This window comes from Kitasatospora sp. NPDC001095 (genome assembly GCF_053598615.1).
The window spans coordinates 1-22,272 of sequence record NZ_JBSFKQ010000080.1 but is presented as its reverse complement, the minus strand read 5'-3'; the positions used below and the strand labels follow the sequence as shown (position 1 = coordinate 22,272).

19 protein-coding genes are annotated in these 22,272 nt (G+C 72.4%); 11 read left to right on the top strand and 8 right to left on the bottom strand.

The genetic code is table 11. The features are described from left to right. Positions 1 to 182: 182 nt before the first annotated feature. The 5 genes from ACWDBB_RS34935 (at position 183) to ACWDBB_RS34915 (ending at position 5,147) form a co-directional block, all read left to right on the top strand. On the top strand, positions 183 to 668 hold the full coding sequence (locus ACWDBB_RS34935) for a DUF1453 domain-containing protein (RefSeq protein WP_449793426.1): 486 nt from the start codon (positions 183 to 185) through the stop codon (positions 666 to 668). Between the two features lie 120 nt (positions 669 to 788). Further along, entirely contained in the window at positions 789 to 1,922 is a 1,134-nt protein-coding gene (locus tag ACWDBB_RS34930; RefSeq protein WP_449793429.1) for a sensor histidine kinase, read from the top strand. Then, a complete protein-coding gene (locus ACWDBB_RS34925) occupies positions 1,919 to 2,614 on the top strand; it encodes a response regulator (RefSeq protein WP_449793428.1) in 696 nt (231 codons plus the stop codon). Before ACWDBB_RS34930 ends, ACWDBB_RS34925 begins: the two co-directional genes overlap by 4 nt. A 125-nt stretch (positions 2,615 to 2,739) precedes the next feature. After that, on the top strand, positions 2,740 to 3,366 hold the full coding sequence (locus tag ACWDBB_RS34920) for a DUF485 domain-containing protein (RefSeq protein ID WP_449793425.1): 627 nt from the start codon (positions 2,740 to 2,742) through the stop codon (positions 3,364 to 3,366). Then, positions 3,363 to 5,147 carry a solute symporter family protein gene (locus ACWDBB_RS34915; RefSeq protein ID WP_449793424.1) on the top strand — a complete coding sequence of 595 codons (1,785 nt, stop codon included), beginning with the start codon at positions 3,363 to 3,365 and terminating at the stop codon, positions 5,145 to 5,147. Before ACWDBB_RS34920 ends, ACWDBB_RS34915 begins: the two co-directional genes overlap by 4 nt. A gap of 128 nt (positions 5,148 to 5,275) precedes the next feature. On the opposite strand, the gene ACWDBB_RS34910 is transcribed toward ACWDBB_RS34915, so the two are convergent. Together ACWDBB_RS34910 and ACWDBB_RS34905 are read right to left on the bottom strand one after the other, a co-directional pair. Further along, complete coding sequence (locus tag ACWDBB_RS34910) at positions 5,276 to 5,962, bottom strand: response regulator (RefSeq protein WP_449793423.1); 687 nt, start codon at positions 5,960 to 5,962, stop codon at positions 5,276 to 5,278. Next, the gene (locus tag ACWDBB_RS34905) at positions 5,962 to 7,557 is read right to left on the bottom strand and encodes an ATP-binding protein (protein ID WP_449793422.1); all 1,596 of its coding nucleotides are present in this window, start codon (positions 7,555 to 7,557) and stop codon (positions 5,962 to 5,964) included. The genes ACWDBB_RS34910 and ACWDBB_RS34905 overlap by 1 nt, the downstream gene beginning before the upstream one ends. Before the next feature lie 249 nt (positions 7,558 to 7,806). On the opposite strand from ACWDBB_RS34905, the gene ACWDBB_RS34900 reads away from it, so the two are divergent. From ACWDBB_RS34900 to ACWDBB_RS34890, 3 genes are read left to right on the top strand one after another with little or no spacing between them, the layout of a single operon-like run. Then, entirely contained in the window at positions 7,807 to 8,616 is an 810-nt protein-coding gene (locus ACWDBB_RS34900) for an ABC transporter ATP-binding protein (RefSeq protein WP_392883708.1), read from the top strand. Between the two features lie 34 nt (positions 8,617 to 8,650). Next, the gene (locus ACWDBB_RS34895; protein WP_449793427.1) at positions 8,651 to 9,505 is read left to right on the top strand and encodes an ABC transporter permease; all 855 of its coding nucleotides are present in this window, start codon (positions 8,651 to 8,653) and stop codon (positions 9,503 to 9,505) included. Positions 9,506 to 9,542: 37 nt separating this feature from the next. Next, complete coding sequence (locus tag ACWDBB_RS34890) at positions 9,543 to 10,619, top strand: ABC transporter substrate-binding protein (protein ID WP_449793421.1); 1,077 nt, start codon at positions 9,543 to 9,545, stop codon at positions 10,617 to 10,619. An 84-nt stretch (positions 10,620 to 10,703) separates the two neighbouring features. Here the strand turns inward: ACWDBB_RS34890 and ACWDBB_RS34885 are convergent, their stop codons facing one another. The 6 genes from ACWDBB_RS34885 to ACWDBB_RS34860 form a co-directional block, all read right to left on the bottom strand. After that, on the bottom strand, positions 10,704 to 11,606 hold the full coding sequence (locus ACWDBB_RS34885) for a sucrase ferredoxin (protein WP_449793420.1): 903 nt from the start codon (positions 11,604 to 11,606) through the stop codon (positions 10,704 to 10,706). A 38-nt stretch (positions 11,607 to 11,644) separates the two neighbouring features. Continuing rightward, positions 11,645 to 12,364, bottom strand: a complete 720-nt coding sequence (locus ACWDBB_RS34880) for a hypothetical protein (RefSeq protein WP_449793419.1) — start codon at positions 12,362 to 12,364, stop codon at positions 11,645 to 11,647. A gap of 17 nt (positions 12,365 to 12,381) precedes the next feature. After that, positions 12,382 to 13,398, bottom strand: coding sequence for a hypothetical protein (locus ACWDBB_RS34875; protein WP_449793418.1), 1,017 nt, complete (start codon positions 13,396 to 13,398; stop codon positions 12,382 to 12,384). A 14-nt stretch (positions 13,399 to 13,412) separates the two neighbouring features. Continuing rightward, the gene (locus ACWDBB_RS34870) at positions 13,413 to 14,675 is read right to left on the bottom strand and encodes a hypothetical protein (protein ID WP_449793417.1); all 1,263 of its coding nucleotides are present in this window, start codon (positions 14,673 to 14,675) and stop codon (positions 13,413 to 13,415) included. Between the two features lie 29 nt (positions 14,676 to 14,704). Further along, entirely contained in the window at positions 14,705 to 15,037 is a 333-nt protein-coding gene (locus tag ACWDBB_RS34865) for a hypothetical protein (protein WP_449793416.1), read from the bottom strand. Between the two features lie 155 nt (positions 15,038 to 15,192). Further along, the gene (locus tag ACWDBB_RS34860; protein WP_449793415.1) at positions 15,193 to 17,643 is read right to left on the bottom strand and encodes a DNA gyrase/topoisomerase IV subunit A; all 2,451 of its coding nucleotides are present in this window, start codon (positions 17,641 to 17,643) and stop codon (positions 15,193 to 15,195) included. Between the two features lie 307 nt (positions 17,644 to 17,950). On the opposite strand from ACWDBB_RS34860, the gene ACWDBB_RS34855 reads away from it, so the two are divergent. The 3 genes from ACWDBB_RS34855 to ACWDBB_RS34845 all read left to right on the top strand — a co-directional run bounded on the left by ACWDBB_RS34855 (position 17,951) and on the right by ACWDBB_RS34845 (position 22,239). Further along, a complete protein-coding gene (locus ACWDBB_RS34855) occupies positions 17,951 to 19,285 on the top strand; it encodes a M16 family metallopeptidase (RefSeq protein ID WP_449793414.1) in 1,335 nt (444 codons plus the stop codon). A 20-nt stretch (positions 19,286 to 19,305) separates the two neighbouring features. Then, positions 19,306 to 20,670: a M16 family metallopeptidase gene (locus ACWDBB_RS34850; RefSeq protein ID WP_392923950.1), complete on the top strand. Its 1,365-nt coding sequence runs from the start codon at positions 19,306 to 19,308 to the stop codon at positions 20,668 to 20,670. Positions 20,671 to 20,991: 321 nt separating this feature from the next. After that, complete coding sequence (locus tag ACWDBB_RS34845) at positions 20,992 to 22,239, top strand: RtcB family protein (RefSeq protein ID WP_449793413.1); 1,248 nt, start codon at positions 20,992 to 20,994, stop codon at positions 22,237 to 22,239. The last annotated feature ends 33 nt before the right edge of the window (positions 22,240 to 22,272 follow it).

The window sequence follows — 22,272 nt, the reverse complement described above, 5'->3', positions numbered from 1 at the left end:
GCGCAACCTTTCGATAGGAGGCGCGTTGGGCTGGAAAAGGGAGAGGACAGCCGTCGAGAGGGGCCGCCGTGAACACGATCGAAACCACCCTGGGTCCACCCCGGCTCCGATCAGCGGGAACGGGCGAATCCGTAGCGTCGGAGAGGTCAGCAACAAGCCTCTCCATGGGACGGAGTAGTCCGATGACCACCCTCACCAACCTGCTCGTGGTCGCCGCGGTGCTGGTCCTGGTCGTCCGGCGACAGATGCGCGTGCAGCGCCTGGACTCCGAGCGCCGCTTCTGGATCCTTCCGCTGATCCTGGGCGCGCTCGCGCTGCGGGACCCGCAGATCATCGACCACCAGCACACCGTGCTGTCCGGGGGCCTGCTGGCCGTCGGGCTGGTCGCCGTGCTCGCGATGGGCTCCGTCTGGGGCTGGACCGTACGGCTCTGGCGGGCCGCGGACGGCTCGGTCATGCTCAAGGGCACCAAGGCCACGGTCGCCGCGTGGATCGGGATGCTCGCCATCCGGCTCGGCCTGTACGGGATCGGCGGGGCGCTGCACGTCCACCAGTCCGGCAGCTCCCTGATGCTCGGCATGGCGGTCCTGCTGCTGGTCCGCGCGCTCGTGGTGAACTGGAGGGCCCGGGCGCTGGAGCCCACGCCCCCCACCGCCCTCCTGCACTGAACCGCACCGATCCCGACGCACCGACCCATCGCCCTGGGCACCGCCGTGAGCACCGCCCTGAGCACCGAGGAGGCAGCCGTGGCCGGCTGGTACTGGACCCGCTGGCCGTCCCGCGAGGGGATGGACCGCGAGGCCGAGAGCCGGCCGCGGCGGGCCCTGACCGTGCTGGGCCGCATCGTGCTGGTGGCCACCGTCACCTGGGGGACCCTCGCCGACGGCAGGTACGCCGGCTTGGCGGCGGTGGCCGCGACGGCCGGACTGGTCGCGGCCTTCGGGCTCTGCGCGGCCTGGCTGCGCGCCACCCGGGAGCAGCGTGCGCTGCCCGCGTACCTGCTGACCGGGGCGCTGGTCGGTGCCGCGTGGCTGGCCAACACCGGTGGGGCGAGCCTGCTCGCCGACGTGCTCTGGTACGGCCTGGCGGTGATGGCGCTGGTCCGGATGCCGCCCGCGCCCGGGCTGATCACCGCGGCGGCCTCGTTGGCCTCGTACGCGGCGGTGACCACGTCGAGCTGGCTCAGCATCGCGGCCACCGTCGGTGGGATCACCCTGCTCGGCTACCTGCTGCGGCTGGACATCGAGGCGCGCGGCACCTCCCGCCGGCTGCTCGCCCAGGAGCGGGCCGCCCGGGCCGCCGAGGCGGAGAGCGCGGCGCTCGCCGAACGGGCCAGGATCGCCCGGGAGATCCACGACGTGCTCGCCCACAGCCTGTCCGCGCAGCTCGTCCACCTGGAGGCGGCCCGGCTGATGCTGGACGCCGGGACGGATCGCGAGCAGATCCGCGAACGGGTCGTCGCCGCACGGCGGATGGCGCAGGACGGGCTGGCCGAGACCCGGCAGGCGCTGTCCGCGCTGCGCGGGGAGTTCACCCCGGTCGGGGAGTTCCTGGTCGAGCTGGCAGGGCGGGAGCGTGCCGAGCTCACCGTCACCGGCACGCCCCGGCCGCTCGCCGCCGAGGCCGCCCTCGCGGTGCGGCGCACCGCGCAGGAGGCGGTGACCAACGTCCGCAAGCACGCGGCCGGCGCCCGCTGCTCCGTCCGACTGCGCTACCTGGAGGGGGCGGTGGAGCTGGAGGTGCGCAACGCCCGGCCGCCGCGCGGCCCGTCCGAGGACCGGCCGCAGCCGGGGGAGCTGGCCGACAGCGGCAGCGGGTACGGTCTGCTGGGAATGCGCGAACGCGCGGAACTGCTCGGCGGCACGCTGCTGGCGGGCCCGGAGGACGGAGGGTGGCGCGTGCTGCTGCGGGTGCCGGCATGACGGCGGCGGGGGCGACCAGGGTGCTGGTCGCGGACGACCAGACGGTGGTGCGCGAGGGCATCGTGATGCTGCTGGGGCTGCTGCCCGGCATCGAGGTGGTCGGTGCGGCGGGGGACGGGGAGGAGGCGGTTGCCCTGGTGGAGCGTCATCACCCGGACGTGGTGCTGATGGATCTGCGGATGCCGCGCTGCGACGGCGTCGAGGCGACCCGGCGGATCCGTGCCACGCACCCGGAGACCGAGGTGGTGGTGCTCACCACCTACGCCGACGACGACTCGCTGTTCCCGGCGCTCCAGGCGGGGGCCCGTGGCTACCTCACCAAGGACGCCGGCGCCGAGGAGATCGCGAGGGCCATCGCGGACGTCCGCTCGGGCGCGGCCGGGCTCTCCCCGCAGGTCCAACTCCGCCTGCTGGAAAGGCTTTCGGAGCAGCCGACCGGCTCCGGGAAGACCGCCGAGCGGCCCGCGGCGCGGCTGGGGGAGCTGCCCGACGGGCTGACCGTCCGGGAGGCCGAGGTGCTGGCGCTGATCGCCGAGGGGCTGTCCAACGCCGAGATCGCCCGGAGGCTCTTCGTCAGTCCGGCGACCGTGAAGACCCACATCAACAATCTGTTCGCCAAGACGGCGGTGCGGGACCGGGCGCAGGCGGTCGCCTACGCCTTCCGACACGGAATCACCGGGACGCAGCAGTAGTCGGATGAGTGTCTGTCGGATGATCGATCACCTCATCGAGTGAACGTATCTGCGATGGTCAGGGGCGCTGTCCGGGGGCCGCCATCATGGTTCGGGTCAGAACATCCGGCCGTCCAGGAGCAGCAGTGCCACAGCAGCAGACGAGCAGTCCCGGACCGGGACAGCAATTCGACTGGTGGGCCGCTCCGGCCGCCGGCACCCCCGTTGAGTCCGCCGAGCCATCGGCCGCGCACCGCCGGACGGCGGTACCGGCGCAGTCGGGCCCCGACCGTACGGACCACGCCCGTACGGCCCAGTCGGCGGAGGCCGTCGTCGGGTCAGTGGCCGTCGGCGCACCGGTCCACGGGGCCGCCGACGAGCCGTTCGCCCAGTCCGAACCCGGCGACGGGGAGTCACCGGCCGTACCGCACGCGCCACTTGACGAGGAGCCGGTCGCCGACCGCACCGAGGTCTACCGGGCGGTCCAGGCCAGCGACACGTTCCGCGAGATCCGCCGCAGCTACCGGACCTTCGTCTTTCCGATCACCAGCGCCTTCCTCGCCTGGTACCTGCTGTTCGTCGCCGCCCAGGCCGGAGCCCCCGACCTGATGCGCAGGACGGTGGCCGGTCCGCTCAACGTGGCCTGGCTGCTGGGCCTGCTGCAGTTCGCCTCGACCTTCCTGCTCACCTGGCTCTACGCCCGCAACTCCCGGACCAAGCGCGACCGCGCCGCCCTGGGCCTGCGCTGGGACACCCAGGACCAACTGCGATGACGACCGTGATGCCCACCATGCCCACCGACGCCGCCGTGGCCGCCGTACGGACCGCGGTGCGCACCGCGGTGACGACCGCCACCCCGCCGCCCGTCGCCCCCACCGGCGACCACCACTCGCTCGCGATCGCGCTCTTCGCCGTCGTCGTCCTGGTCACCCTGGGGGTCACCCTCTGGGTCGGCCGCCAGGGCAACGCCGCCGAGGACTTCTTCGCCGGCGGCCGCGACTTCACCCCCCTGCAGAACGGCTTCGCGCTCTCCGGGGACTACCTCTCCGCCGCCTCCTTCCTGGGCGTCGCCGGGCTGATCGCGCTGTACGGCTACGACGGCGTGCTCTACAGCATCGGCTTCCTGGTCGCCTGGCTGGTGGTGCTGATGCTGGTCGCCGAACTCGTCCGCAACGCCGGCCGGTACACCCTCGCCGACGTGCTCGCGCTGCGGCTGCGCCGCCGCAGGGTGCGCGCCGCGGCCGGCGGCGCCAGCGTCGTGGTCACCCTGCTCTACCTGGTGGCCCAGATGGTCGGCGCCGGCTCGCTGGTCGCCCTGCTGCTCGGCACCGGCAGCCCGCACGCCCGCACCTGGACCATCATCGCCGTCGGCGCCCTGATGATCGTCTACGTCACCATCGGCGGGATGCGGGCCACCACCTGGATCCAGATCATCAAGGCCTTCCTGCTGACTGGCGGTTCGGTCCTGCTCACCGTGCTGCTGGTGGTCCGCTTCCACGGGGACCTCGGCGAGCTGATGCGCCAGGCCGCCCAGCACAGCGGCGCCGGGCACCGCTACCTGGAGCCCGGACTCAAGTACGGCGGCAGCCTCACCAGCCGGCTGGACTTCGTCAGCCTCGGCCTCGGCCTGGTGCTCGGCACCGCTGGCCTCCCGCACATCCTGTCCCGCTTCTACACGGTGCCCACCGCGCGGGCCGCCCGCCGCTCCACGATGTGGGCGATCGGCCTGGTCGGCAGCTTCTACCTGATGGCGATCGTGCTCGGCCTCGGCGCCACCGCGCTGATCGGCTCGGCCGAGGTGCGGCACGCCAACTCGGCCGGGAACACCGCCGTTCCGCTGCTCGCCCTGATGCTCGGCGGCGGCAACGGCAGCACCGGTGGGGTGGTGCTGTTCGCGCTGATCTCGGCGATCGCCTTCGCCACCATCCTCGCGGTGGTCGCCGGGCTGACCCTGGCCTCCTCGGCCGCCTTCGCCCACGACATCTGGGCCGGCGCCTGGCGCGCCCGGCCGGGGCGCGAGCAGACGCAGGACGGCCGAGGGCGGCGCCGCCGGGGCGAGGCCGTCCCGGCCTCCCGGGCGGCGAAGGAGTCGGAGTCCGAGGTCAGCGAACAGCAGGAGGTGGTGGTCGCCCGGATCGCCGCCGCCGGGATCGGTGCGACGGCGATCGTGATCAGCCTCTTCGCCCAGCAGCTGAACGTCGCCTTCCTGGTCGGCCTGGCCTTCGCCGTCGCCGCCTCGTCCAACCTGCCGGTGCTGCTGTACAGCCTGTTCTGGTCGCGGTTCACCGCGCGCGGCGCGGTCTGGGCGGTGTACGGCGGGCTGATCCCGGCGATCGTGCTGGTGTGCTTCTCGCCGGTGGTGTCCGGCTCCGCCGAGGCGCTGTTCCCGGGCGTCGACTTCCACTGGTTCCCGCTGGAGAACCCGGGCATCGTCTCCATCCCGCTCGGCTTCCTGGCCGGCTGGATCGGCACGGTCACCTCGTCCGAGCCCGCCGACCCGGACCGGTTCGCCGAGCTGGAGGTACGGGCCCTCACCGGTGCGGGCGCGGCCTGAGCCGTCGCGCCCGGGGAACCCCGGCGGGCCTGGGGCCGCCGGGGTTCCCCCCTGTCCGGCCCCTGTCCGGCCCCTGTCCGGCCCCTGTCCGGCCCCTGTCCGGCCCCGGGCCGGAACCGGGGCGCGCCTCAGGCCCGGGCCGCCGGCGCGTAGCGGTGCTCCGGACGGCCGGTGTCGCCGTACCGCAGGGTCAGCCGCAGCCGGCTGTCCCGCTCCAGCTGCTTGAGGTAGCGCTGCGCCGTGGAGCGGCTCAGCCCGGTGGCCTGGGCGACCTCCTGGGCGGAGAGCGGCCGGCCGGCTCGGCGCAGCACGCCCATCACCAGGTCGGTGGTGGGCGCCGAGTGGCCCTTGGGGAGCGTTCCGGCCGGGGCGGCGGCGCTGCGCAGGGTCGCGAACAGCCGGTCCACCTCGTCCTGGCCGGCCTCCCTGGCCGGGGCGGCGAGCGCGTGCCGCAGCTGCGCGTACGCCACCAGCTTGTCCCGCAGTCCGGCGAAGGTGAACGGCTTGACCAGGTACTGGAGCGCGCCGTGCTGCATCGCGGCGTGCACCGTCGACACGTCCCGGGCGGCCGTCACCATCATCACGTCGCAGGCCACCTGGCGGTCCCGAAGGCGGCGCACCAGGGCCAGGCCGGTCTCGTCGGGCAGGTGGTGGTCGAGCAGCAGCAGGTCCACCGGGCGGCGCTCCACGGCGGCCAGTGCCTCCCCGGCCGAGTGCGCGGTGCCGGTCACCCGGAAGCCCGGGACCCTCGCCACGTACGCGGCGTGCACGTCCGCGACCCGGAAGTCGTCGTCCACCACGAGTACGTCGATCATCACGCCTCCACGAGCCGAGTGGTGAGCAGGGCCTCGGGCAGCTCGACGGTGAAGCGGGCGCCGCCGAGCGGCCCGCCGTCGAGCACGATCCGGCCGCCGGTCCGTTCGACCAGCCGCCGCACCATCGCCAGCCCCAGCCCGCGCGGACGGTGCGCGGGCGCGTCCTTGCTGGTCCACCCCTCTTCGAAGACCTGCTCGCGCAGTTCCTCCGGCACCCCCGGGCCGCTGTCCGCGACCTGCAGCAGCAGGGTCGGGCCGGCCGCGGCCAGGCTCACCTCCACCCGGCCCCCGCCGCCCGCAGCCAGTGCGTCCACCGCGTTGTCGATCAGGTTGCCGAGCACCGTGACCAGTGCCCGGGCGTCCACCACGGCGTCCGGCAGGTGCGCCGCCGGGGCCAGCGCCAGCCGTACCCCGCGCTCGCCCGCCACCGCGGTCTTGCCCGCCAGCAGTGCGGCCACGTGCGGGTCCTGCACCTGCTCGGCGATCCGCGCGGCGACCACCGCGTGCGAGCCGGACTGCTCCGAGATGAACGCCACCGCCTGCTCGTGGCGGCCCAGCTCCAGCAGGCCCAGCAGGGTGTGCATCCGGTTGGCGTGCTCGTGGTCCTGGGCCCGCAGGGCCTCGGTGAGGCTGCGGGTGGTGTCCAACTCGCGGACCAGCGACTCCAGTTCGGTGCGGTCGCGGAGGGTCACCACCGCGCCTCCCTCGGGCGTGGCCGTCCGGTTCACCACCAGGACGCGGTCGTCCCGGACGGCCGGCAGGTCGGTGCCGGGGATCCGTCCGGCGAGCACGTCCGCCAGCCGGCCGGGCGGCAGCACCGCGCCGATCGGGCGGCCGGCGCAGTCCTCGGGCAGGCCGAGCAGCCGCAGGGCCTCGTCGTTGGCCAGCCGGATCCGGCCGCGCTCGTCCAGCGCCACCATGCCCTCGCGGATGCCGTGCAGCATCGCCTCCCGCTCCACCAGCAGCGCGGAGATGTCGGCCAGCGCGATGTTGTGGGTGCGGCGCTTGAGGCGGCGGGCCAGGAGCAGGGTGGCGATCGTCCCGGCGGCCAGACCGGCGGCCGCGCACAGCAGGATCCCGGTGAGCATCGTCAGCAGTCGGCGGCGGATCGAGTCGTCGCTGATGCCGACCGACACCTCGCCGACGATCCGGCCGTCCGCCATCCGCAGCGGCACCTTGCCACGGGCGGTGCGGCCCAGGGTGCCCTCCTGGATGGCGGTGACGCTGCGGCCGCTGAGGGCCGGCTCCGGGTCGGTGCTGACCCGCTGGCCGATCCGGCCCGGGTCGGTGTGCGAGAGCCGGATGCCGTCCAGGTCGGTGACCACCACGAAGCTGGCGCCGGTGGCCAGCCGGATCTGCTCGGCGTTGCGCTGCGCGGCCACCACGTCGCGGGCGGCGGCGGCCCGGGCGATGCTCTCGTCGGTGGCGGTGGCCTGGGCGATCGACAGCGCCCGCTGCATCGCGTCGTGGTCCAGCTCGCTGCTGACCGGGGCCAGGAACAGTCCGGCGGTCACGGCGGTGACCCCGACGGTGACGACGGTCTGGCTCAGCAGCAGTTGGGCGAAAACCCGGCGGGGTCCGCGGGGGAGCTTCATCCGGGCCTCCTCTCGGCGGCTGCGGGGGATCGGGCGTCCTCGGAGGGCGGTCGGGGGCGCCGGTGGGTGGGTCGGGACACCCTATGTTTCCGGGGTGTTCCTGTCAGCCGCGTCCCCGCAGTTGTAGCGGAAGCAAAACGAGCAGAACACCCCTCTATGCGGAGAAGTCGCACTACGCGAAGAAGGCTCCCGCCGGGGCCGGGCCCGCTCCTACCTTTCCGGGGCAGGCACAGACCCCGGAGGATGGACATGAGCAACACCCCGGCGATCGAGCTGACCGGCGCGACCAAACGGTTCCGCACCCCGTCCGGGGCGCTGCACACCGCCGTCCGCGATCTCGATCTGACCGTCGCCCAAGGCGAGTTCGTCGCCGTCGTCGGCCCCACCGGCTGCGGCAAGTCCACCACGCTGACCCTCGTCAGCGGCTTGGAGGAGCCCACCGAGGGCGAGGTCCGGGTGTACGGCGAGCCCGTGCGCGGGATCGACCCCAAGGTCGGCTTCGTCTTCCAACAGGACGCCGTCTTCCCGTGGCGCACCGTCCTGTCCAACGTGACGGCCGGCCCGCGCTTCCGCGGCGTGCCCGCCGCCGAGGCCAGGGAGCGGGCCCGGGACTGGCTCGGCCGGGTCGGCCTGGCCGCGTTCGAGGACCGCTACCCGCACCAGCTGTCCGGCGGCATGCGCAAGCGCGTCGCGCTCGCCCAGACCTTCGTCAACGACCCGGCGATCCTGCTGATGGACGAGCCCTTCTCGGCGCTGGACGTGCAGACCAGGGCGCTGATGTCGGACCAGCTGCTGGAGCTGTGGGCCGGTACGGGCTCGTCCGTCGTCTTCGTCACCCACGACCTGGACGAGGCCATCGCGCTCGCCGACCGGGTCGTCGTCATGACGGCCGGCCCCGCCACCGTCAAGGAGGTCTTCACCGTCGACCTGCCCCGCCCGCGCACCGTGGAGGCCGTCCGGCTGGAGCCGAGGTTCGTCGAGCTGTACCGCGAGATCTGGGCCTCGCTCGGCGAAGAGGTGCGCATCACCAGGGAGAGAGGAGCGGGTCGTGCCGCTTGAGACCGAGTCCGCGTCCGCATCCGAGTCCGCGCCCGTGCCGACCGGCGCCGGGAAACCCACGGCCGTCACGACGAGAACCGAGGCCCGCGAACGGGCCGCCCGCCAACGGAAGTCGCTCGTCCACGGCGCCCGGGCCGCGGTGCTGCTCGCCTTCCTGGGGCTGTGGGAGGTCTGCGCCCGTACGGACGTCATCGACCCGTTCAACTTCTCCCAGCCGTCGAGGATCTGGGACCAGATATGGCAGTGGATCACCCACGGCACCGCCCAGGGCTCACTCGGCGAGCAGATCGGCTACACCCTCTACGAGGCCCTCACCGGCTGGGTGATCGGTGTCGTCGGCGGTGTGCTGCTGGGCATCGCGCTCGGCCGGATCCGCTTCCTGGCCGACGTGTTCGGGCCCTACATCAAGGTGCTCAACGCCATTCCGCGGATCGTGCTCGCGCCGATCTTCCTGATCTGGTTCGGCCTGGGCCCGGCCTCCAAGGTCGCCTCCGCGGTGGTGCTGGTGTTCTTCCCGGTGTTCTTCAACGCCTTCCAGGGCGCCCGCGAGGTGGACCGCAACCTCGTCGCCAACGCCCGCATACTCGGCGCCGACAACCGCAAGGTCACCCTCCAGGTGGTCATCCCCGCCGCCACCACCTGGATCTTCACCAGCCTGCACGTCAGCTTCGGCTTCGCGCTGATCGGCGCCATCGTCGGCGAGTACATCGGCGCCACCAAGGGCCTCGGCCTGCTCGTCGCGGCCGCCCAGGGCACCTTCAACGCCGCGGGCGTGTACGCGGCCATGACCATCCTCGCCGTCGTCGCCCTGCTCACCGAGGGGCTGCTGACCTTCGCCGAGAAGAAGCTGTTCCGCTGGAAGCCCGCCGACGCGGGCGACGGCCGCTGAACTCCCCCTGCCAGAACCGAGAAAGAGGCCCCCACCCATGCGCCCCAACCCGACCGGCAGATCAGCTGCGGCCGCCCTCGCCGCCGTCCTGCTCCTCCCGCTCTCCGCCTGCGCCAACGACGCCGCCACCGCCGGCCACGGAGCCGTCGCCGCCCCCGCCGGGCAGCAGGTCGACGGGCCCAAGGTCAAGATCATGGTCGGTGGCCTGGACAAGGTCATCTACCTGCCCGCGATGCTCACCCAGCGGCTCGGCTTCTTCGCCGAGGCCGGCGTCAACGTCGAGCTGATGACCGAGCCCGCCGGCGTCAACGCCACCACCGCGCTGCTCGCCGGGGACGTCCAGGGCGCCGTCGGCTTCTACGACCACACCATCGACCTCCAGGCCAAGGGCAAGAAGGTCGAGTCCGTGGTGCAGTTCGCCCAGGCGCCCGGCGAGGTCGAGGTGGTCTCCGCCAAGCAGGCCGACGCGATCAGGTCCGGCGCCGACTTCAAGGGCAGGAAGCTCGGCGTCACCAGCATCGGCTCCTCGACCGACTTCCTCACCAAGTACCTCGCGGTCAAGAACGGCACCGCCGTCAGCGAGTTCAGCCCCATCGCGGTCGGCGCCGGCCAGACCTTCATCGCCGCGCTCCAGCAGGGCAGCATCGACGCCGGGATGACCACCGACCCGACCGTCGCCGCCGTCCTGGACAAGGGCCTCGGCAAGGTCCTCTACGACATGCGCACCCCCGAGGGCTCGCGCGAGGCGCTCGGCGGCCTCTACCCGTCCTCGTCGCTGTACATGAACACCGACTGGGTGGAGAAGAACAGGGACACCACCCAGAAGCTCGCCGACGCCTTCGTGAAGACCCTGAAGTGGATGGCCACCCACAGCCCCGAGGAGATCGCCGCGAAGATGCCCGCCGACTACGCGCAGGGCGGCGCCGAACAGTACGCGGCGGCGATCAAGGCGACCCTGCCGATGTTCACCACGGACGGCGTGATGCCGGCCGACGGGCCGAAGACCGTGCTCGCCGTGCTCGCCGCGTTCCACCCGGACGTCAAGGGCAAGGAGGAGTCGATCGACCTGGCGAAGACGTACACCACGGAGTTCGTCGGCAAGGCCACCGGCTGACCCCCGGCGCCTGCGGCCCCGCCCGCGGTGCCCCCCGCCGCTGCGGTCCCGCGCCCACCCCCACGGGCGCGGGGCCGTAGCGCTTCAGACCCCTCGTACGGACAGCACGTCCATCCGCGAGGGCGTCCCCGCCGCCTTGCCGCAGCTCTCCGGACGCGCCGGCTCGCTGGCCGCCTCGATCACGTCCACCTCCCAGGACCGGCCGTCCCGGTGCAGCACCCCGACCACCCAGCGACCCTCGCCGTCCGGCCGCTGGGCCAGCGTCAGCGCGTCCACCCGGGTCTCGCCGATCAGCTCCCGCACCGCGTGCTCGGCCGCCTGGCCCGGACGCTCCCAGCCCGAGCAGCCGCGCGACCACTCCGGCACCGTGTGCCCGGCCGCCGTCGCCGCCAGCACCTCCTTGGCGGTCTCCGGCGTCAGCCGCCCGTACGCGTAGCCGTACGGCAGCACCAGCATGGTGGGGGAGAAGCGGTGCCCGCCCAGGTGGGTGACCTCCCACACCTCGCTGTGCCCGGCCGCGGCCAGCTCCGCCGCGAGCGGACGGCCCAGCAGCGCGCAGCAGCGGTCCCGCCGCCCGTTGGTGCACACCAGGGCCACCGGGCCACCGACGTGCTCCGCCCCGAAACCGGTGTGGTCACCGGCGCCCAGCGCGGCGAAGTCCAGCTCCAGCAGCTCCGCCGGATCCGCCACCCCCGCCCGGCGCACCCAGCCGCGGCCGGGCACGGTGTGCGCCACCAGCACCTCGTGGCGCGCGGTCGGCAGGCAGTCGGCGTGCCGCCCGGGCCGTCGGATCAGGGCCACCCGCACGCCCGTCCCGGCCGCGGCCGCCTCCAGCGCCCGCCCGACCGCGGCGTCCAGATGGCTCTCGCCCAGCGCCTTCGCGCCCCACGGTCCGTTCTGCTCCACCAGCAGCCAGGTGGTGGCCACCGCCGCCGTCGCGGCCAGCGGCTCCGAAAGTTCACGCGACACGGTCGCACAGGTGCTCACTTGGGCAAGGCTACCCTCACCTGATCGCCTTCAGTCGATCACCCGAACGCGGCCTTCACTCGTTGCGCGACCGCCTCGTCCACTGTGTCGTACGGCGGCTCGGAGACGGTCGGGAGGTCGGCGAACTCCAGGTGGATGCTGCGGACGACGTCCGCGAACAGCTCGGAGTACAGCCCCCAGTCCTCGGAGCACGGGGTGCTCAGCTCCAGCGAGAGCAGCTGGGACTCGTTCGGCAGCGGCAGGTGCACCTGGATCACCGAGGTGGTCAGCACCCCGTCGACGAGCGGGACCGCCAGGCCGTCCAGCGGGGTCGACCCGTCGTCGAGCGCGGTCGCCACGGCGTCGATCACCGCCGCCGCCCGGCCGGCCGGCAGCTCGATCGCCGTCACCTCCGCCTCCGGACGGGCCCGGGCCAGCCGGGCGAGCAGGAAGTCCACCGCGCCCGCGTAGTCGGTGCCGACCAGCGGGCACACCGAGGCCACGATCGATGCCGTGCTCGGACGGCCGTCCACGTCCATCAGGCACATCCCGGCGTGGATCACCCCGGCCTCGGCCATCTGCGGGATCAGCCCGGCCAGTGCCACGGCCCAGCGCACCCGCACCTCCTCGGACCGGGAGGCCAGCACCTCGCAGACCAACTCCCAGAGCTCCTCGGCCACCTGGTCGTCGGTGCCGAGCACCGGGACCTCGTGGAAGGCGGGCGGGACGACGAAGCGGATCTGGAGGCGGGTGTCCCCGGTGGTTATCGGAATGTCCATCGGGCCTTCCACGGAGGTCATGAGGGCTTGCGGATCCGGTTGCGGACATCCAGCCAGGCCGGCGGGACGGGGACCGGGACGCCGTACGCGCGAGCCTCGATCAGCAGGTCTAGGTAGGCGTTGGCATGGTCGTGCATCCCGGAGCGATGCCAACTCCGGTACGACTTCAGAGCCGGCAGGGCCGCGCACACAGCGACGGCCACCAGCCCGATGGCGGCTGATCGGAACTGTTGGGCGCGCTCGATGTGAGAGGGATCCTGGCCGATGGAGAAGACGGTCACGGCCGTGATCAGAGCCAGAATGGAGACCGACCTCCACACGAGGTGCCAGTGACGGCAGCGCCGCAAGGTGGTGAGCAGTCCCCGGACGGCCTGTTCGTTGAGGAAGTCAAGGCCGTACGGAGCGCCGATCTCACGTGCCCGGCCGGCCAGTGCCCAGTGGCGCGTGAGTGCGGCGGTCGGCAGCACCGGGAACTTCGGGTCGATGACGGCGTCTGTCGGCCACCACGAGCCGGGCTGTGCGGGAGCGGTGGGCGGAGGCGCAGCGGAGGGGTATGGGGCAGGGGCGGCCGGTGCTTGCGGAGTGGCCGCGGCGCCCTGTTCCCACGAAGCCCGATCGGCGTCGGCCCCCCACTCGCTGGGAATCTGGAACGTCAGCCCGGCACGTCGGGCCTGATTCAGCAGACCGATGTACGCGGTGAAGTGTACGGAGGCGCTGTTCTTCGCCGAGCTGTGGTTCATGCCCCGCAGCCAGACTGCGATCCCGGCCGGACCCCCGAGGATCGCTGCTGCCCAGTTGCCCGTGACCAAGGAGACCACGATTCCACCGAGGACGAGGAGGAAGGCGGCCTCGTCGTGCCAGTCCTGCTGCCCCCGCTTCCGCATGTGCTTGATCACCACGTTGCGGGCCACGTCGTCGTTCAACAGGGTGACCCCGTAGAGCGTTTCGGCCCGCCATGCCGCCTCGGCCACCTCGGGCACGGCAGCGAGCTGTCCGCCCGAAACCGGCAGCGTCACATGGAGGTCCTTGACCATGAGCTGCTCCTCTCTCAGCCGACGGCGTTCAGGAACGGTGCGGCCGCCGGTCGGTACGCGGGCTTCGGAAGCGGCCCCGGGGCCTCGACGCAGGACTCCCGGGCCTTCTCCTTCTCCGCGTCGTGGTAGAAACCGTAGGCAAGTCCGTTCGCCTTGTTCGTGATCGTGACCGCGCGGGGATCCACTTCGATGCCCGCCTTCTTGAGCCCGCCGACGATGGCCTTGGTCGATATCGGGTTCACGGTCTTCTCGAAGAGGCCCGCGCCGGCGGCCGAGGTGCGATCGGCGACGCCGGCTCCCTCGGCGGCTACCGACGTCCTGATGTTCCTGATCGGGGCTCGGATCACCTTGTTGACGACGCCCACACCCTGAACCTTCGTGATCGACTTCCCGGCGGTGGCGAAGCCCTTGACGGCGCCGACGCCGGGGATCACCCCGAGCCCGTCCAGCCCGATCTTCAGCCAGGAGACTTCCTGGCCACGAGACTTGGCGATGCCGTGCCCGGCCATCGCGGCCGCGCTGGTCAGCATGGCCGCGGCGCCCAGGATCGGGCCGGCCCCGGGGATCACCAGCGCCGCGATGGCCAACCCCGCCGAGATCTTGGACAGGTCGTCGGCGTGCTCGGCCAGGAAGTCCAGCGACTTCTGCCACGCGTGCTCCACCTTGTCCAGCATCCGCTTGAGGAAGCTCGGGTCCGGCGGGTGGTGCCGGGACGCCTCCATGATGGCCTTGGCGGCCACCTCGGCCTTGTTCTTGTGGTCCGACAGCTGCTTGTGGCCGCTCGCGATCAGCTCGTCGAGCTGGTGCACGAGCTGCTGCTGGGCCTGGAGCTCGGCCTCGAAGTCGGCCTTGGCCTTCGCCCGGGCCGCCGTGTCGGCGGACTGCGCGGAGGCGTCGAGGGCCTTTCCCGCAGCGTCGCACTGGATGTTCACCTCGCCCAGCCGGGAGCGCAGCTCGACGGCCTGGGCCTCCATGGTCCGGCCGGTGGAGAGCAGCCCGGTGAGCTGGGTGTGCCAGGACTTGAGGGCTCGGGAGCAGGCGGCCATCGATTCGTGGCCCTGGGTGAGGTACTTGGGCAGTTCGCCCAGCTTGCCGGCGAAGTTGCGGGCGGCTTCGCCCTGCCAGGCGCTGCCCTCGGAGCCGAGGTCGGCGAGCGCGTGGCGCAGTTCCTCCAGTTCGCGGGCGACGGTGTCGACGTCCGCGTACATCTTGGCGATGGCCGGGAGGTCCCCCGGGGCCGGGCAGAAGCCGAGGCCCGGCCAGTTCGTGTCACTCATGGTGGAAGTCAGTCCCCCTGCGTGTGGGCTCAGGTCGCGCCGAGGCCCTTGGCGGTGCCCTGCTCGTTGTCCCCGTAGTTCTTGAGCGAGGCGTCCAGGCCCTCGCGCAGGCCGTGGGCGAGCTTGGCCATCCGGCTGATGCCGCCTTGCCAGTGGTCCTCGAAGCCCTTGCAGGCAGAGTCGAGCCGTTCGGTGCCCAACTGTTTGCCCTTGCCGAGGTTTTCCAGGCTCTTGGCGACAGCCCCCATGCGGGTGCCGCATTCGTCGAGTTGTTTGGCCACCGTTCTCATCCGGCCCATGTCGATCTTGAATTCCTCGGCCAACTTCCCGCCCCCGGAGATGGTGATGTGCTGTTGGAGCACCTGTTCGGCGAACCTAACCCATGGGTGGGCAAAGTTCCGGCCATGCCCGGGAATTGGTGATCGCCGTTCCGCATTCCCGGTCGGACGGGCACGAAAAAGCGGAGGGGTACCGGATGGTCTCCGGTACCCCTCCGCCCGAGCGAGGGCGAGAGCCGCTACGCCGGGCCGGCGACCACCGCGATCGGGGTGGTGACCGGAGTGCCGGAGCCGTCGCGGCGCGGGTCACGCTCGGGCAGCTCGACCGGGGCGCCCTTGGCGGTGGCGGCACGGGCCGGGGCGGCACCGGCCCAGGCGAAGGCCAGGCCGTCCTCACCGCGCAGGAAGCGCTGGCAGCGCACACCACCGGTGGCACGGCCCTTGCGCGGGTACTGCTCGAACGGGGTGACCTTCCAGGTCGTCTGCTCGCCGTCGGACAGCGTGCCCGTGGCCGTGGCCACCGAGACCACCACCGCGTCCGCCGCCGGATCCACCGCCGTGAAGGACAGCACCCGGGCGCCGTCCGACAGCTTGATGCCCGCCATGCCGCCCGCCGGGCGGCCCTGCGGACGCACCTGGCCCGCCGGGTAGCGCAGCAGCTGGGCGTCCGAGGCGATGAAGACCAGGTCCTCCTCGCCGGTGCGCAGTTCGACCGCGCCCACCAGCTCGTCACCCTCCCTGAGGGCGATCACCTCGAACTCGTCCTTGTTCGCCGGCCACTCCGGCACCACCCGCTTCACCACGCCCTGCAGCGTGCCCAGCGCCAGCCCCGGCGAGGACTCGTCCAGCGTGGTCAGCGCCAGCACCCGCTCCCCGGCCTCCAGCCGCAGGAACTCGCCCACCGCGGCCCCGCCCGCCAGCGTCGGCGACGGCGTCGGAGGCAGTGCCGGCAGGTCGATCACCGGCAGCCGCAGCACCCGGCCCGCGGACGTCACCACACCGACGTCCGCCCGCGCCGTCGCGTGCACCGCCGACACGATCACGTCGTGCTTCGCCCGCTTCTCCGACACCTCGAACGGCTCGCCGTCCGTCGTCCGCGCCAGCAGCCCCGTCGACGACAGCAGCACCCGGCACGGGTCGTCCGCGACTTCCAGCGGCACCGCCAGCGCCGCCGACGGCACCGCCCCCGCCTCCAGCAGCACCGTGCGCCGCTCCGTGCCGAACTGCTTCGCCACCGCGCCCAGTTCGGAGGACACCACACTGCGCAGCTTGGTGTCCGACTCCAGGATCTCGGTCAGCTCCGCGATCTCCGCGGTCAGCTTCGCCTTCTCCTGCTCCAGCTCCACCCGGTCGAAGCGGGTCAGCCGCCGCAGCGGGGTGTCCAGGATGTACGCCGTCTGCGTCTCCGACAGCGAGAAGCGCTCCATCAGGCGCTCCTTCGCCTGCTGCGCGTTGTCGCTCGACCTGATGATCGCGATGACCTCGTCGATGTCGAGCAGCGCCACCAGCAGGCCCTCGACCAGGTGCAGCCGCTCCTCGCGCTTGCGGCGGCGGAAGTCGCTGCGCCGGCGCACCACGGTGAAGCGGTGGTCGACGTAGACCTCCAGCAGCTCCTTCAGCCCCAGTGTGAGCGGCTGCCCGTCCACCAGCGCCACGTTGTTGATGCCGAAGGTCTCCTCCATCGGCGTCAGCTTGTACAGCTGCTCCAGCAGCGCCTCCGGCACGAAGCCGTTCTTCACCTCGATGACCAGCCGCAGCCCGTGCTCGCGGTCGGTCAGGTCCTTGACGTCCGCGATGCCCTGGAGCTTCTTCGCGTTGACCAGGTCCTTGATCTTCGAGATGACCTTCTCCGGGCCGACGTTGTACGGCAGCTCGGTGACCACGATGCCCTTGCGGCGGGCCGTCACCGCCTCCACCGACGCCGTCGCCCGGATCTTGAAGGTGCCGCGGCCCGACTCGTACGCGTCCCGGATGCCCGACAGGCCCACGACCCGCCCACCGGTCGGCAGGTCCGGACCGGGCACGAACCGCATCAGCGTGTCCAGGTCCGCGTTCGGGTGCTTGATCAGGTGCCGGGCCGCGGCCACCACCTCGGACAGGTTGTGCGGCGGCATGTTCGTCGCCATGCCCACCGCGATGCCCGTGGCGCCGTTCACCAGCAGGTTCGGGAACGCGGCCGGCAGCGCCAGCGGCTCCTGCTCGCTGCCGTCGTAGTTCGGACCGAAGTCGACGGTGTCCTCGTGGATCGACTCCACCATCGCCATCGACGCGGCCGTCAGCCGCGACTCGGTGTAGCGCATCGCGGCCGGCGGGTCGTCGTTGCCCAGCGAACCGAAGTTGCCGTGCCCGTCGATCAGCGGCAGCCGCATCGAGAACGGCTGCGCCATGCGCACCACCGAGTCGTAGATGGACGCGTCACCGTGGGGGTGCAGCCGGCCCATCACCTCGCCCACCACGCGGGCGCACTTCACGTGCGCGCGGTCCGGGCGCAGGCCCATCTCGTTGGCCTGGTACAAGATGCGGCGGTGCACCGGCTTCAGGCCGTCCCGCGCGTCGGGCAGTGCACGCGAGTAGATCACCGAGTAGGCGTACTCCAGGAAGGAGCCCTGCATCTCGTCCACGACGTCGACGTCGAGGATCCGCTCCTCGAAGTCTCCGGGCGGCGGGGTCTGCGAACTGCGGCGGGCCATCGCGGCGGGGCTCCCTTACGTGTCGCTGGCTGTGTCTCGGTCCGTCTCGGCCGGCCGCCGCGCGCCGTGGGGCGAACGTCGGCCGTCTCCTCGCCACCCCCGCCGCCGGACCCGTCAACCGGGCACCGTCGACAGGGCGCGGCGCCCCCATTGTGGACCCTCGGGCCGACACTCCCGGTCAGCGGCCCTCTTCCGCCCCTGGCGAACGCCCCCCCGCGCGCGGACACGAACACGGCTCCCGCGCGTTGCACCACAATGGGGGACGCCACACGAACCCCGACATCGACGACGGGAAGGACCCGAGCGCATGGCCAACCCGGCCCCCGCCTCCAGCCGAGGCATCGCCATCACCGAGCACCGCCTGGCCAACGGCCTGCGCGTCGTCCTCTCCGAGGACCACCTCACCCCGGTCGCCGCCGTCTGCCTCTGGTACGACGTGGGCTCCCGCCACGAGGTCAAGGGCCGCACCGGCCTCGCCCACCTCTTCGAGCACCTGATGTTCCAGGGCTCGGCCAACGTCTCCAACAACGGGCACTTCGAGCTCGTTCAGGGCGCCGGCGGCTCGCTCAACGGCACCACCAGCTTCGAGCGCACCAACTACTTCGAGACCATGCCCGCCCACCAGCTGGAGCTCGCCCTCTGGCTGGAGGCCGACCGGATGGGCTCGCTGCTCGCCGCGCTCGACGAGACGTCCATGGAGAACCAGCGCGACGTCGTCAAGAACGAGCGCCGCCAGCGCTACGACAACGTCCCGTACGGCACCGCCTTCGAGAAGCTCACCGCGCTCTCCTTCCCCGACGGCCACCCGTACCACCACACCCCGATCGGCTCCATGGCCGACCTCGACGCGGCCACCCTGGAGGACGCCCGCACGTTCTTCCGGACGTACTACGCGCCCAACAACGCCGTCCTGTCCGTCGTCGGCGACATCGACCCCGAGCAGACCGTCGCCTGGGTCGAGAAGTACTTCGGCTCCATCCCCGCGCACGACGGCAAGCAGCCGCCGCGCTCCGGCGAACTCCCCGAGACCATCGGCCGCGAGATCCGCGAGGAGATCCGCGAGGACGTCCCCTCGCGCGCCCTGATGGCCGCCTACCGGCTCCCGCACGACGGCACCCGCGAGGCCGACGCCGCCGACCTCGCCCTCACCATCCTCGGCAGCGGCGAGTCCAGCCGCCTCTACAACCGGCTGGTCCGCCGCGACCGCACCGCCGTCGCCGCCGGCTTCGGCCTGCTGCGCCTGGCCGGCGCCCCCAGCCTCGGTTGGCTCGACGTCAAGACCTCCGGCGACGCCACCGTCGAGCAGATCGGCACCGCCGTCGACGAGGAGCTCGCCCGCTTCGCCGCCGAGGGCCCCACCGCCGAGGAACTCGAACGCGCCCAGGCCCAGATCGAGCGCGAGTGGCTCGACCGGCTCACCACCGTCGCCGGCCGTGCCGACGAACTGTGCCGCTTCGCCGTCCTGTTCGGCGACCCCAAGCTGCTCAACGACGCCCTCCCCAAGGTCCTCGACGTCACCGCCGAGGAGGTCCAGGCCATCGCCAAGGCCCGGCTCCACCCCGACAACCGGGCCGTCCTCGTCTACGAGCCCACCGCCGCCGAGACCGACGCCGCTTCCGAAGAGGAGGGTGCCGCCGTATGAGCACCGACTACGTCCCCGCCATGACCTTCCACCCGCAGCCCCAGCCGGGCACGCCCAGCCCCTGGGACTTCCCCGCCCCCGAGCGGGCCGCCCTCGGCAACGGCATCACCGTCCTGCACTGCCACCGGCCCGGCCAGCAGCTGGTCGCCGTCGAGGTGCTGCTCGACGCCCCGCTCGCCGCCGAGCCCGACGGCCTCGACGGCATCGCCGGCATCCTCGCCCGTGCCTTCAGCGAGGGCACCGACACCCTCAGCGCCGAGGAGTTCGCCGCCGAGCTGGAGCGCGCCGGCGCCACCCTCGACGCCCACGCCGACCACCCGTGCATCCGGATCTCCCTGGAGGTCCCCGCCTCCCGGCTCCAGCGCGGCCTGTCCCTGCTGGCCGACGCCCTGCGCGCCCCCGCCCTGCCCGAGGCGGAGATCGAGCGGCTGGTCGCCAACCGCCTGGACGAGATCGTCCACGAGCAGGCCAACCCCGCCCGGCGCGCCGCCAAGGCCCTGTACGCCGAGCTGTTCGACGCCGCCGACCGGCTCTCCCGGCCCCGCGCCGGCACCGCCGACACCGTCAAGTCGATCGACCGCGCGGCCGTCAAGGCCTTCTACGACGCCCATGTGCGCCCCGCGACCAGCACCGTCGTGGTCGTCGGCGACCTCACCGGCGTCGACCTGCCCGCGCTGCTGGAGAGCACCCTCGGCACCTGGACCGCGGCGGCCGCCGAGCCGTCCGCCCACGCCCCGGTCACCGGCGACGACCGCGGCCGCGTCGTCATCGTGGACCGCCCCGGCTCCGTCCAGACACAGCTGCTCATCGGCCGGATCGGGCCCGACCGCCACGACCCGCTCTGGGCCGCCCAGATCCTCGGCACCTACTGCCTGGGCGGCACCCTCACCTCCCGCCTCGACCGCGTCCTGCGCGAGGAGAAGGGCTACACCTACGGCGTGCGGGCCTTCGCCCAGCCGCTGCGCTCGGCCGCCGACGGCAGCGGGCGCGCGATGCTCGCCATCAGCGGCTCGGTGGACACCGCCTCCACCGCCCCGGCGCTGGCCGACACCTGGACCATCCTGCGCACCCTCGCCGCCGAGGGCCTCACCGACGCCGAGCGCGACGAGGCCGTGCAGTTCCTGGTCGGCGTCGCCCCGCTGAAGTACGAGACCGCGGGCTCGGTCGCCGGCACCCTGGCCGACCAGGTGGAGCAGCACCTGCCGGACGACTACCAGGCCGAGGTCTACCGGCAGCTCGCCGAACTGCCCACCGCCGCCGCCACCGAGGCGGTCGTCGCGGCCTTCCCGCCGGACCGCCTCGTCACCGTCCTGGTCGGCGACGCCGCCGTGATCGCCGACGACGTGCGGGCGCTCGGCATCGGCGAGGTCACCGTCGTCAGCTGATCCGTCCGTCGGATCCCCGTCCGGCCCGGTGGAGCACCCGCTCCGCCGGGCCGGACGCGTTGTTAAATCCGTTGCGGGCCGCCCCCGTTCCGTGGATAGATGTTCCCCGGCGCACCGCAGGTGCGAACCGGCGACGAAGGAAGGGAGGCGGTCACCATGCGGGTCGAGCGAGTCATACGACGCTCCCCACGGCCGTACTCCCCCTGTCCCGTCGCCCTGGGCCGCTGAGCCCCACCCCCTGAACTTCCCCGAGCCGCGCCGGGATTCCACGCGCGGCAGCATCCTCACGTGAACTTCCCGACCTCTGGAGGTCGTTCGACCATGACGTACACCGAGGTGCCCGGCGTCCGGGTGCCGATCCGGATGTGGACCGACCCGGCGACGGTCGAGGGCCAGGCCCTGCAGCAGCTGCGCAACATCAGCTCCCTGCCCTGGCTGCACGGCCTCGCCGTGATGCCCGACGTCCATCTGGGCAAGGGCGCCACCGTCGGCTCCGTCATCGCCATGAAGGACGCGGTCTGCCCGGCGGCCGTCGGCGTCGACATCGGCTGCGGCATGAGCGCGGTGAAGACCTCGCTCACCGCCGAGGACCTCCCGGACGACCTCTCCGGCCTGCGCCGCGAGATCGAGCGGGCCATCCCGGTCGGCCGCGGCCTGCACACCGACCCGGTCGACCCGGCGAAGCTGCAGGGCTTCCGCGCGACGGGCTGGGACGACTTCTGGCGGCGCTTCGACGGCATCGCGGAGGACGTCAGGTGGCGCCGCGAGCGGGCGATGCAGCAGATGGCCACGCTCGGCGGAGGAAATCACTTCATAGAACTGTGTGTCGATACGACTGATGCGGTCTGGCTGATGCTCCACTCCGGTTCCCGCAACATCGGCAAGGAGCTGGCCGAGCACCACATGAGCACCGCCCGCTCGCTGCCGCACAACCAGGGCCTGATCGACCAGGACCTGGCCGTCTTCCTCGCGAAGACCCCGGAGATGGCGGCCTACCGCCAGGACCTCTTCTGGGCGCAGGAGTACGCGAAGCACAACCGCGCGGTGATGATGGCGCTGTTCCAGGACGTCGTCCGGCGGGAGTTCCCCAAGGCGGAGGTCGCCTTCGACGAGGTGATCAGCTGCCACCACAACTACGTGTCGGAGGAGCGGTACGACGGCGTCGACCTGCTGGTGACCCGCAAGGGCGCGATCCGGGCCGGCTCCGGGGACCTCGGGATCATCCCGGGCTCGATGGGGACGGGTTCCTACATCGTCCGCGGCCTGGGCAACGCGGCGTCGTTCAACTCCGCCTCGCACGGCGCCGGCCGCAAGATGAGCCGCAACGCGGCGAAGAAGCGGTTCACCACCCAGGACCTGGTCGAGCAGACCAAGGGCGTGGAGTGCCGCAAGGACGGCGGCGTGGTGGACGAGATCCCGGGTGCCTACAAGAACATCGAGAAGGTCATCGAGCAGCAGAAGGACCTCGTCGAGGTGGTCGCGCACCTCAAGCAGGTCGTCTGCGTGAAGGTGACCAGCCAGGGGGCGTCGCCGTCCAGGCCGCCGGAGTCGATCACCTGCGCGGTGTAGAGCCCGTGGATGCGCTGGGCGTTGCTGACCTCC